At 31.7% G+C, this 11,935-nt stretch carries 11 protein-coding genes; all 11 read right to left on the bottom strand.

Annotation, left to right across the window (positions count from 1 at the left end; translation table 11 throughout):
- Positions 1-114 precede the first annotated feature (114 nt).
- Positions 115-906, bottom strand: coding sequence for an AmmeMemoRadiSam system protein B (gene amrB, locus ACP5FO_RS05110; protein ID WP_428108353.1), 792 nt, complete (start codon positions 904-906; stop codon positions 115-117).
- Positions 899-1,162, bottom strand: coding sequence for a hypothetical protein (locus ACP5FO_RS05105; protein ID WP_428108349.1), 264 nt, complete (start codon positions 1,160-1,162; stop codon positions 899-901). The genes amrB and ACP5FO_RS05105 overlap by 8 nt, the downstream gene beginning before the upstream one ends.
- 9 nt (positions 1,163-1,171) lie before the next feature.
- Positions 1,172-3,754: an alanine--tRNA ligase gene (gene alaS / locus ACP5FO_RS05100; protein ID WP_428108346.1), complete on the bottom strand. Its 2,583-nt coding sequence runs from the start codon at positions 3,752-3,754 to the stop codon at positions 1,172-1,174.
- Entirely contained in the window at positions 3,751-4,161 is a 411-nt protein-coding gene (locus tag ACP5FO_RS05095; RefSeq protein WP_428157123.1) for a regulatory protein RecX, read from the bottom strand. Before ACP5FO_RS05095 ends, alaS begins: the two co-directional genes overlap by 4 nt.
- Positions 4,161-5,231: a type IV pilus twitching motility protein PilT gene (locus ACP5FO_RS05090; RefSeq protein ID WP_428108332.1), complete on the bottom strand. Its 1,071-nt coding sequence runs from the start codon at positions 5,229-5,231 to the stop codon at positions 4,161-4,163. Before ACP5FO_RS05090 ends, ACP5FO_RS05095 begins: the two co-directional genes overlap by 1 nt.
- The gene (recA, locus tag ACP5FO_RS05085) at positions 5,218-6,234 is read right to left on the bottom strand and encodes a recombinase RecA (protein ID WP_428157122.1); all 1,017 of its coding nucleotides are present in this window, start codon (positions 6,232-6,234) and stop codon (positions 5,218-5,220) included. Before recA ends, ACP5FO_RS05090 begins: the two co-directional genes overlap by 14 nt.
- A gap of 63 nt (positions 6,235-6,297) precedes the next feature.
- Entirely contained in the window at positions 6,298-8,055 is a 1,758-nt protein-coding gene (locus tag ACP5FO_RS05080; RefSeq protein ID WP_428157121.1) for an acyl-CoA synthetase, read from the bottom strand.
- 72 nt (positions 8,056-8,127) lie between these two features.
- Positions 8,128-9,225 carry a polysaccharide deacetylase family protein gene (locus ACP5FO_RS05075; RefSeq protein WP_428108314.1) on the bottom strand — a complete coding sequence of 366 codons (1,098 nt, stop codon included), beginning with the start codon at positions 9,223-9,225 and terminating at the stop codon, positions 8,128-8,130.
- Positions 9,218-10,168: a glycosyltransferase family 9 protein gene (locus ACP5FO_RS05070; RefSeq protein WP_428108311.1), complete on the bottom strand. Its 951-nt coding sequence runs from the start codon at positions 10,166-10,168 to the stop codon at positions 9,218-9,220. The genes ACP5FO_RS05075 and ACP5FO_RS05070 overlap by 8 nt, the downstream gene beginning before the upstream one ends.
- On the bottom strand, positions 10,165-11,187 hold the full coding sequence (gene waaF / locus ACP5FO_RS05065; protein WP_428108307.1) for a lipopolysaccharide heptosyltransferase II: 1,023 nt from the start codon (positions 11,185-11,187) through the stop codon (positions 10,165-10,167). The genes ACP5FO_RS05070 and waaF overlap by 4 nt, the downstream gene beginning before the upstream one ends.
- The gene (locus ACP5FO_RS05060) at positions 11,184-11,927 is read right to left on the bottom strand and encodes a hypothetical protein (RefSeq protein ID WP_428157120.1); all 744 of its coding nucleotides are present in this window, start codon (positions 11,925-11,927) and stop codon (positions 11,184-11,186) included. The genes waaF and ACP5FO_RS05060 overlap by 4 nt, the downstream gene beginning before the upstream one ends.
- Positions 11,928-11,935 lie beyond the last annotated feature (8 nt).

Raw genomic sequence — 11,935 nt, 5'->3', positions numbered from 1 at the left:
CGATAAGGCTAAAAATCAGTAAATAACTGTTTGAAAGAAAAAAATAAACACTTAAGATCCCGCTTAAAACAAAAGCAAATGGATATTGCCGAAGCACTTTATAGATTTTTGACCTCATTGAATTATAATACTTGCATATCCTACAGTCTGATCCATCTGTCCATTAACATCAAAACTCGTTTTATGCTCAATTAACTTAGCATTTTTAGCACCAAGCTCCTTGCTTGCTACAAGCGCTGCATACGAAATATTGGCACCACACATTGAAATATCGTATTTTTCAATAGTATTTGCAAATTCATTTTCAGATAGAGAAAGAATTTTTTCTATCGCTAAATTATCTTTATAAATGGTTGTTTTTTGATCTTCATAATGATTAAAATCGCTGCTCACAATAATTAAAGCATCTTTTGACTTTAATGCATTTGCAAGCAAGTGTCCAAATTCTGCCATTATATCCCAATCAGCTATGCCAACAACAATAGGCACAATACAAAAATTATTTTTATTTGTAAATTGTACAAATGGTAACTGAACCTCAATGCTATGCTCTTTTATATGAGCTAAACTATCTTTTTTTACTAAAGAGTTATTTGTGATTTCTCCAATGATTGACTCGCACAAATTTAATTTACCAAGAGGTGTTTCATATATGCCGTCAAATACAGATATAGAATCACCAAACCCAGTATGGTTTGGTCCCAAAACAACATAAATGTCATACGGTTCAATAATACTATATGCTTTTGCTGCAATATAGCCACTATACACATAACCAGCATGAGGCACAATCATAGCTTTCGGTTTATATTGAGGTTTATAATCAATTACACTATTTAGATACTCAACAAGCTCAATCTTGTCTGCTGGGTAAAAATACCCAGCAACAGCAGGCTTTCTATTCATGTTTAAAGTTTTTAAGCTCCTGTCTTAATTTTTCTATGTCATCTTTTGTTGCTATTCCAATTTTTGAGAAAAATTCATTCAACGATTCTGATATTACTTTATCAATATCTTCTTTCTTTTTTGTTACTTCAGAACTAATATACTCGCCTACATTTTTCTCTTTTAATATGCTTTTGCCATCTTCAATTGTTTTTGTAATTTTCTGATTTATATTATAAACCAAACCTACGCCAGCATAAAATAAATCTTTTAGCATTTGTCCTCCCTATACACTATAGAGTAATTCTTCATAGATTATTTTATCATCAAGGTTATCAAAATTTACACCTGCTTGTGCATAAAGCTCCCTTCCGCCGCCTTTTGCCCCAAACCTATTGCAAATCTTATTAATGATTTCGTTAGCTTTAAAATAATTAGCGCAAATCCCACCAATCATACATACAATATAAACCTTATCTCCAAATTTTCCATACAAAACCACAACAACATCTTTAACATTATTTTTTATTTTATCACCATACTTTTTAAGCGTTTCAATATCACCATCGACAAAATCAATATAAAAATTGCAATTATTAATCTTTTTTATTTTTGACTGATTGTATACAAAGTTAAAAGATTTAGTAGATTCTTTTGCAGGATGCTTTAAATCTGTAATTTTCTTAGGTAACTCATCAATATTTGTTGATAATTCTTTTAACACATAACCTAAAGTTTTTTCTAACTTTGATACATAATCATACGCATACATACCTACTTTTGCCTCAATTCTTCTAACACCTTTTGATAGAGCCTCTTCTGAGATAATTTTAAAAAAACCTATTTCACCAGTATTTTTTACATGAGTGCCACCGCATAACTCTTTACTAACGCTACCCATTTCAACAACACGCACAAACTCATCGTATTTTTCACTAAACAATGCAATAGCTCCAGATTCAATAGCTTCTTTTACATTCATTATAGTAGTTTTTGCCATATAAGCTTCTTGTATCCAACCATTTACTATTATTTCTATGTCTTTAATTTCATCGTTTGTTAGTTTTGAATTATGTGTAAAGTCAAATCTAAGTCTATTGTACTCTACCAAAGAACCAGCTTGTTTTATATGATTGCCAAGTCTTTTTATTAATGCTGCGTCTAACAAATGTACAGCGCTGTGATGTCTGGCTGTATCTTTTCTGCGCGCTGTATTAATACTCAACGTATATGTATCGCCCTTTTTAAACTCACCTTCTAAAATTTCAACTTTATGCACAATATATTTATCTACATGTTTAAAAACATCTTTCACGTAGGATTTACCATTATCAGAGATAATTAAACCACTATCAGCTGCCTGACCTCCGCTTGTTGCATAAAATGGTGTTCTATCAAAAACAAAATACGCGCTCTCACCCTCTTTGATAACATTTATATTTTTTAAATCCATGTCAAGTATAGCTAATAATAAGCCCTGCGTTTCATATTCATTATAACCCACAAATTCTGTTTGATTTAATGCTTTTAATGCTATAGCCAAAGTATCTTTTAAATCAATACTAACGTTATAACTCGCTTTTGATCTTTGTCTTTGCAACTCCAGATGCTTATAAAAATCTTCCACGTCAACAAAAATATGCTGTTCTTTGGCAATATCAAGCGTTAAATCAATTGGAAAGCCATAAGTATCATATAATTTAAATGCTTTTTGTCCATCTAAAATATTATTTGCTTTGTCAACAAGCTTATCAAAAATTGCTAAACCATCCTCTAATGTCGTTAAAAATTGCTCTTCTTCTTGTTTAACAATATTTTTAACAAATGCTTCATTCTGGACAATTTCAGGATAAACATCACCCAAAGACTGATTTACACTACCAACCAACGTAAACAAAAAAGGATCCTTTGAGCCTATTTTTGTGCCATACCTCATTGCCCTTCTTATAATCTTTCGCAAAACATATCCTCTACCCTCTTTATCAGGTAAAACACCATCTGATATCAAAAAATCAATTGCCCTTAAATGATCTGCAATAACCCTTAGCGCTACATCGACATTTTGATTTTTTTTGTATTCTAGAGAAAAATAATCACAAATATCATTTATAATAGGCAAAAATAAATCGGTGTCAAAATTACTGTAAACTCCTTCTAAAACAGCGCTTACTCGCTCAAGACCCAACCCTGTATCTATGCTTGGCTTTGGAAGTGGCGTGAGTTTGCCATCTATTGACCTATTAAATTGCATAAAAACTAAATTCCATATCTCTAAAAACCTATCACAATCGCATTCTATAGAGCATTCAGGACGTCTGCAGCCTACATTTTCGCCTTGATCTATATGGATTTCAGAACATGGTCCGCATGGTCCTGTATCACCCATTGACCAGAAGTTATCTTTTTCACCCATTCTAACGATGCGAGACGCATCAACACCTTCTTGTTTGTGCCATATTTCAAAAGCTTCATCATCTTCTTTAAAAATTGTAATCCAAAGCTTTTCTTTGGGTAAACCATAAACATTTGTAACTAAATCCCATGCATAATGTATAGCTTCTTTTTTAAAATAGTCACCGAATGAAAAATTACCCAGCATCTCAAAAAAAGTATGATGTCTTGCGGTGTAGCCTACATTTTCTAAATCATTGTGCTTACCACCAGCTCTTACACATTTTTGAGAAGAACATGCACGCTTATAGTCTCTTTTTTCATTACCTAAGAAAACGTTTTTAAATTGCACCATACCTGCATTTGTAAATAATAAAGTTGGATCGTCTTGTGGCACCAACGATGAGCTTTTTACTCTTGTATGAGAGTTCTTTTCAAAGTAATTTAAAAAAGTTTCTCTTACGATTTTTGAGTTCATAATTTATCCTCATATTTATAGATTAAATTTTTAATGTCACTACTATCAAAGCCTCTATTTATTAAAAATGTGTATATTTTCTGTTTTTTATTATCCTTTATTTTTTGAATCTTACTTAAAAAAATTTCTTCTAATCTGTTATTTGAAAATTCCAAATTATTTAAAATATCTTCGCTTATGCCCTTATTTTTTAGCTGAAATAAAATCTTGTATTTGCCATAGCCTTCGTTTTGTTTTTTATTTTTATAATCTATGGCATATTCTAAGTCATTTAGATAATTAAGCTCTTTTAATCTATTAATAATGGGCTCTGGAGCAAAGCCTTTTTTTTCAAGTTTTTCCTGCAGTCCTTTTGAAGTATATCGCTTTTTTGATATCAAGTTAAATGCGTAGTCTAAGCCTTCCACTAATAAATGCCTTTAAACTTCAAAGAGAGGTCATTCGGATTATTGGCAAACTCCAAAGCACTCTCAATGCTAATCAATCCTTCATTGTAAAGTTCCATTAAAGAAAAATCAAATGTGCGCATTCCGTTAGTGCCTAAAATTAATGCTTTAGATAAATCAGAGCTTTTTTGTGGGTCTAATATAGCCTGTCTAACAAAATCTGTACCCAAAAGTATTTCTGTAGCAACAACCCTTGACCTTTCTTTTGATGTGCTTTTTATCAACCTTTGAGAAATCACTGCTTCAATAACATTTGATAGCTGACTTCTAATTTGTTTTTGATCTTTATAATCAAATGTTGACACAATTCTATTTACAGTTTCTGTAGCATTTAATGTATGAAGTGTTGATAAAACCAAATGTCCAGTTTCTGCAGCTTCAAGTGCAATTTTAATAGTTTCGCTATCTCGCATTTCTCCAACCATAATTACATCTGGGTCTTCCCTTAAAGCTCCCCTTAATCCCCACACAAAATCAGTACAGTCAAAACCTACCTGTCTTTGGACAACAATACTTTTTTTATCGTTAAAGATATACTCAATTGGATCTTCTATCGTAATAATATTTTTTGATTTTTGCTCATTTATTGACTCGATCATAGAAGCAAGCGTAGTGGATTTTCCACTACCTGTTACACCAGTAATTAAAACCAAACCTCTGGGCTTTAGAGCAATCTCTCTTACAACATCTGGTAAACCTAATTCTTCAAGTGTTGGTATCTTATATGGTAAAAATCTAAATACAGCAGCATAAGAGCCGCGTTGATAAAACACATTCACCCTGAATCTACCAATACCTTCCAAACCATATCCTATATCAATTTGTCTGTTTTTTATTAGTTTATCCATTTGGTAACTTGTTAAATCAAGTGTATCCAAAATAGATTCGAAATCATTTGCAGAAATTATATCAAAATTACTTTCCTGAATATCACCAGCTATTCTATATTTTGGTTTCGTACCTACTTTCAAATGAATATCGGATGCTTTATTCTCTATAGCATCTTTTAAAACTTCTTTAATCTGCAACATCTTCTTTTTTTTGCGTAAAACAATTTAATTTTGTTTTGATTTCGTCTATAAGATTATTTAGTAAATCAGGATTTTCTTTTAGAAAATCCCTTGCATTGTCTCTGCCTTGACCTAAACGCTGATTTTGATAGGCAAACCAGGATCCGCTCTTTTCTACGATTTCATGATTAACAGCTAAATCAAGTGCATCTCCAATATAATCTATACCTTTGCCGTATATGATATCAACTTCTGCCTCTTTGAATGGCGGTGCTACTTTGTTTTTAACAATTTTAACTTTAGTACGATTGCCAATAATATCCTGTCCTTGTTTAATATTATTAATTTTCCTTATGTCAATTCTAACTGAAGCGTAAAATTTTAGCGCATTGCCACCAGTTGTTGTTTCTGGATTGCCAAACATAACACCAATTTTGCTTCTTATTTGATTTAAGAAAATTATGGCCGTATTCGTCTTGCTTATAGCACCTGTTAGTTTTCTCAACGCTTGACTCATCAGTCTAGCCTGCAAACCCATATGGGCATCCCCCATATCTCCTTCAATTTCAGCTTGTGGCACAAGAGCTGCAACAGAATCAAGTACGATAATATCTACTGCATTGCTTCTAACTAGCGTATCAATGATCTCAAGTGCCTGTTCTCCAGAATCAGGCTGACTAATTAAAAGATTGTCAACATCTACGCCTAAATTTTTCGCGTACTCGACATCCAAAGCATGTTCTGCATCTACAAACGCAGCAATGCCGCCTTCTTTTTGAGCATTCGCAACACAGTGTAGAGCAAGTGTAGTTTTACCACTTGATTCCGGTCCATAAATTTCTGTTATTCTACCTCTTGGTATTCCACACACACCTATTGCGTAATCAATAGATAGCGAGCCTGTTGGTATTACATCTATTTTAACTGCTTCGTGTTCGCCAAGTTTCATCAATGAACCTTTGCCAAAACGTTTTTCAATACTTGATATGGCAACTTTTAACGACTCCAATTTTTTTTCATCCATACACTCTCCCGTTTTTGTATTTTACAATATTTACAAAATATTTTCAATTAAAAGCTGGAAAAATTAGCTTCTTTTAATATTCAATTCATCTGCAAAATCTGATTCTTTAAATTCAAATTCACCTCTTATGCCTTTTTTTCTTAATTCTTGATCATAGGCTTTTAAATCTTTTCTCATAACTTTAGCACTTATTGTTTTTGGAAATGCGCTCATAAACTCAATTACCCTTGGCCTTTTATATGGTGCCATATGATCTCTTATAAACCTAAAAATATCTAATGCCATTTCTTTTGAAGCTATATAATCGGGTTTCAACACTATAAATGCTTTTGGTATAATCCTATCTTTTTCATCTACAGTTGGTATAACACCTACTTCTAAAACTGCATGATGAACCATAATCTCGCTTTCTACTTCAAAAGGACTTATTCTGTAATCAAGACTCTTGAATACATCATCTGCTCTGCCAACAAAATAAAAATAACCATCTTTATCAATAGAAGCTACATCACCAGTTAAATAATAACCACCTTTAAAAATTGCCGCATTCTTTTCTGGATCACCTAAAGCCGTCAATAAACCAAGTGGTTTTACAGGATAAATTTTAACGGCAAGCTGACCATCTTCTCTTGACTTGGCTGGATCAAGAAATTCATTTAATGCAAAAAGCTCATAGCCTGGTGCGGTTTTACCCATAGAACCTTCTTTTATAGGCTCACCAATAAAATTCCCTACCATAGCAGTACTTTCTGTTTGACCATAACCTTCTCTTAAATCAATATTTACTTTTTCTTTTACTTTTTTTGTTATTTCTGGGTTTAGCGGCTCTCCTGCGCTTACAAGCTGCTTTAGAGAAAATTTATATTGACTTAAATCTTCAATTAAAAACAATTTCCAAACACTCAGTGGCGCACAAAGTGTTGTTACTTTATATTTTTCTATTGCTGATAAAACTTTTTTTGCATTAAACTGCTTGTATCGATAAGTAAAAATTGTGCTTTGAGCATTCCATGGTGCATAAAAGCTACTCCATGCATGTTTTGCCCAACCTGGTGCGCTAATATTGTAATGAATATCGCCTTTTTTGCAACCAATCCAGTAAGTGGTTGTTAAGTGGCCAACCGGATAATGATGAGAATGCATAACTAGCTTTGGTTTTGCAGTTGTTCCGGAAGTAAAAAAAGAATACATTTCATCTGTAGAGTATGTTATAAATGTAGGTACGTATTCATCTTTGTACTTATCTACTTCTTTGTAATTAAACCAAAGTGGTACTTTATCCGAATCTTCTTCCAAAATCGTATCCAATGGATCTCCAACATTTATTCGAGCGACCAAATCAAATAATGCTTCCTTTGCTTTCATTACCTTATCTACATATTCACTGTTAACGAATAAAAACTTTATATTTGCTGATTTGATTCTATCTGCTACATCTTCAGGGGGCAACATTGTAGCAGCTGGAATTATTACACCACCTGCTTTCATCAAACCAAGTAAAATTTCATACAAATACACCGAGTTTTCCATCATAATCATGGCTCTATCGCCTTTTTGCAAACCTAAATCCTTAAAAAAATTTGCAGCTTGATTAGAATGTCTCCTCATCTCATCAAATGTAACTTTTTTTTCTAAACCATTTTCATCTGCACAAATTAGTGCCAGATCGTTATTATCTTTTGCAATATAATCAAAATAGTCTAATGCCCAATTGAATTTAACCAAATGTGGCCATTTAAACTCTTTTTTGCATGTATTGTAATCGGGTCCCCTTAAAACAAAGTCCCTAAGTTTTAAAAACTCTGATAACTCTTCTTTCATAAAAACCCCCTTTTTTAATTAGCTTATATTTAATAGTAGTATATATAAAAAGTATAATATGTCAATAAAAAACTATTTTTTTAAGTAAGAGTAAACTTTAGCTAAAAGAGGATTAGAATACATCTGTAAACGTGTTTTAAACCAGCTCAAATCAGATTTCCAGATCCTGAACCTCTTTATCTCAAGTACATTAGATCCGATTATATTCGCTCCTACCTTGGTTGTAAACAAATATTTAAACCCAGCCTCTTTTGCTGCTTTTATACTAATCTCATCGTATGCACCCCATGGCCATGCAAAAGAGTATGTTTTTCTTTTAATCTCTGTTTCAAGTTCACCTTTTGCAAGTTTTAATTCTCTCAAAACCCTAATGTATCTTTGTTCGTCTGTTTCAAATATACCAATTGAACCTTTTTCTTGTCTATAATTTTCAACAATCTTGTCAAGTTCTCCTTTGTAGTTTTCTTTTTTAAAAAAATCCAGATAACCATTATCCAAAACATGCTTATGGAGCATATCGTTTAATTCTTTGTCAGGAATAAATTCATTGTAAGCAAACTCAGGCTTTCTATCAAAATCAAGTGTTCCATACCTTTTATCACCAGCTACATCCCCAAAATATGATAGTTTTTCTCTTGGTCTATTGTAGCCAACGATTTTATCACTTGCATACACCTTTTGATGCATTTTAGAATGTGGCAAAACTTTTATTATTCCGCTTTTATCCATAAAACGCACTTCGCTCCAGCATAGCTTGCTTTCTACTTTGTGTTTAAAACCATCAATTATAGCATATTGCGCTTCACACTTTGGTAGTTTATCCATTTGAATTTTGCCAGCATAAACATCATCTAAATTAAATCCCAATGATTCTTCTTCTTCTACATTCCATGTAACCAAAAAAAGCAAGGCTTTAAAACCATATTTTTTGAGTAAAGGATATGCCCACACCCAGGTATCTAAATACCCATCATCAAATGTTATAACAACAGCCTTTTGCCAATCTTTTTTGCCTTCAATCATATATTGAGCCAGTTCTTCATCGTCTATACTTGCATAGCCTTCCTGTTTTAAATATTTCAAGTGTTCTTCAAATACTTCTGGGCTAATAGATAAAACATCATTATCATAATTTATATGATGATATAATAATACTGGTACACTAAACATTACTTTCCTCCAATAAACTTTTAACAGCTAAAAAAACCTCTTGTGGATGAATGTCTTTCATGCATCTAAAATGACCTTCTTTGCAAACATTGCCCCCATGCAGGTGACACGGTCTGCAATGAAGCTGTTTTTCTATTATAACAGATTTAGTTCGTGGATAAAACCCGAATTCTTTTACAGTTGGACCAAAAATAGCAACAATTGGCACATTGCATGCACTTGCAATATGCATCAAACCTGAATCATTTGTAATAAAAACATCGCACGCGCCAATTTTTTCAACAAGCTCACCTAAAGACAAAACCCCAGTATAATTTTTTATATTATATGGGAGTTTATCGAAATCCTTTGATAAAATTTCTTCCTGTTTTGAGCCAAAAATAAAAAAAGTTTTTTTTATAAAAGCAACATCTAAAAGTTCAATCAGTTCTATAAAATTTTGTTTTGGCCATATTTTGTTTTTCCATGAAGAAAAAGGCGCTATACCAATTACTAATTCCTTATTTTTTTGTTTTTTGCAAGTTAGTTTCGGATAACCTTCTTTTTTGCCAATAAGGCTTAAATAATCTTCTATAATATCTTTTTGTTTTTTGTCTTTAATAAAATTAAATGGAAAACGCGATTTGTACAAGACTTTCAATCTATACAACCTGTGTTTTGGTGCCCTATATACTTTGCCTTTTAGTTTGTTTGATATCAAAAAACTTCTAAGATTAACCTGCAAATCATATATTGCATCAAATTTTATGTGCTTTAGACAATTTATTTGTTTAAAATCCAGTACTTTATCAATAAAATCTACATTTTTAAATAAATCAATAAAAGCTTCTTTTGTTATATAAAAGATTTTACCATCCGGGTATTTCTTTTTCAATTCTACAACAAAAGCTGTTGTTAAAACAATGTCCCCAAGCGAGCTTAAGCGAATAACGCAAAAGTTCATTCCAAAAACTCTATAGCTGTTTTAAATACTTCGTGAGGATTTATACGCATCATACAATCAAAGTGGGATTTCTTACAAGAATTTCCTCCGTGTGTACCACAAGGTCTGCAATCTAAATCTTTTATCTCAAAGATTGCTTTTTTTTCGCTTAAAGGATAAAAACCAAATTCTGGCAATGTTGGGCCATATATTTCAATCGTTGGGATATTAAAAGCAGATGCAATGTGTACAGGTGCCGAATCGTTTGAAATAAGCAAATTTGCTTTTGAGATTACAGCAAAAAGTTCTTTTAAGGTTGTTTGACCCATTAAATTAACAATATTTTTTTTATTATTTTTTATATATTCCCCGATATTAATATCTTTTTGAGTACCAACCAATACTATCAAATACCCGTTTTGTTCGAGCATAAAAGCCAGTTCCTTGTAATATTCTTTTGGCCACCTCTTTGTTGGCCATGCTGAAACAGGGTTAATAACAACAATCTTTTTTGTGTGATCAATAGAATAAGCTTCTAAAACGCCATTTATAAGCTTTTCATCATCTTTTGAAAAAAACAAATTTATTTTTCTAACCAAATCCTTTTCCTCAAACTCTAATAACTTTAGCAATGCAAGGTTTTTGTCAATTTGATGCGGCATAGATTCCACACTGATTGTATTTGTATATAAAAAACTTAGAGAAACACTTGATGGCGCAATACGACATTTAGATGTGCTAAAGTAGCTAATAATTGCTGTTCTGGCACTTGGATGAGAGGTAATTATGCAGTCAAGGCCAATGCTTTTTAAAAGTTTAATTTTTTTTATCATACTAAATATACTATTTTCTAAACCATGCTTATCATATAAAATAATCTCATCTATATTTGGATTAAGCGTGTAAACATCTTTGTTTTGTGGAATCGTAAGAACAAATACTTCTGCATCCTTGTATTTATTTTTTATTGAATCTGCAATAGGTACACTAAGTATTGCATCACCTAAAAAAGCTGTTTGAATAATTAAAATTTTTTTCATTTAGTGCAATTATCTCCAATTATGCAAGTCTGATTTTGGTTAAATATGCTATAATTCTGTTTGAAAGCGCTAATTTTAAAGTAATTTTCAATATTTTCTTGTCCAACAATAAATTCTTTTTTTTCATCATTGTTTACAAAAAGTATAGGTATCTGGTTTATATTAATGTTATTTAAAAAATTCTTATATTCATTGGCATCATACAAATTAACATTTATATGTGAATTTTTAAGAAAAGCTATCGTATTTTCACAGTGAGGGCAAGTTTTTGAATAAAATAAATCATATCCTTTTTTTAAAGGAGACAAGTTTGGCATAATAAAAAAGCCTATTCCAAATACACTTAAAAAACAAAAAACAGCAAAAAACATAGAGTAGCGCTTTTCTAATAAGCGCAAAAGCACAGAAATAAAAAAAATCAAAAATATTGAAAAGCAAAAATAACAAATAGTTCTAAGCGAGAAAATTTGAAAAGCAAGCAGTAGACCTTCTACAGAAAATGCTGCTGTTAAAATTGCCTCAATAAAGTATTCTTTAAGCTTAAATCTCGACAACTCGAGCATAATTAAAAATAAAAAAACAAAAACGCCTATTAATATTAATGTATATTCGCCATATCTTACGTAGCTTGCAACTAACTTGCAAGAATATGCATCACATAAGCTTTTATTATAGAATGACAAAATCAATTCTATAAAAGACAGTGTAAAACCGAACAAGTAAATGACTATTTTCACCACAGAAGCAA

Source organism: Desulfurella sp., from assembly GCF_049977265.1.
In the GTDB taxonomy this organism is placed as follows: Bacteria; Campylobacterota_A; Desulfurellia; order Desulfurellales; family Desulfurellaceae; genus Desulfurella.
This window is presented reverse-complemented; position numbering and strand designations above follow the sequence as displayed.

Excerpts from the sequence above, each read along its gene's own strand:
- amrB (WP_428108353.1), bottom strand. The coding sequence starts at position 906 with ATGAATAGAAAGCCTGCTGTTGCTGGGTATTTTTACCCAGCAGACAAG.
- ACP5FO_RS05105 (WP_428108349.1), bottom strand. The coding sequence starts at position 1,162 with ATGCTAAAAGATTTATTTTATGCTGGCGTAGGTTTGGTTTATAATATA.
- alaS (WP_428108346.1), bottom strand. The coding sequence starts at position 3,754 with ATGAACTCAAAAATCGTAAGAGAAACTTTTTTAAATTACTTTGAAAAG.
- ACP5FO_RS05090 (WP_428108332.1), bottom strand. The coding sequence starts at position 5,231 with ATGTTGCAGATTAAAGAAGTTTTAAAAGATGCTATAGAGAATAAAGCA.
- recA (WP_428157122.1), bottom strand. The coding sequence starts at position 6,234 with ATGGATGAAAAAAAATTGGAGTCGTTAAAAGTTGCCATATCAAGTATT.
- ACP5FO_RS05080 (WP_428157121.1), bottom strand. The coding sequence starts at position 8,055 with ATGAAAGAAGAGTTATCAGAGTTTTTAAAACTTAGGGACTTTGTTTTA.
- ACP5FO_RS05075 (WP_428108314.1), bottom strand. The coding sequence starts at position 9,225 with ATGTTTAGTGTACCAGTATTATTATATCATCATATAAATTATGATAAT.
- ACP5FO_RS05070 (WP_428108311.1), bottom strand. The coding sequence starts at position 10,168 with ATGAACTTTTGCGTTATTCGCTTAAGCTCGCTTGGGGACATTGTTTTA.
- waaF (WP_428108307.1), bottom strand. The coding sequence starts at position 11,187 with ATGAAAAAAATTTTAATTATTCAAACAGCTTTTTTAGGTGATGCAATA.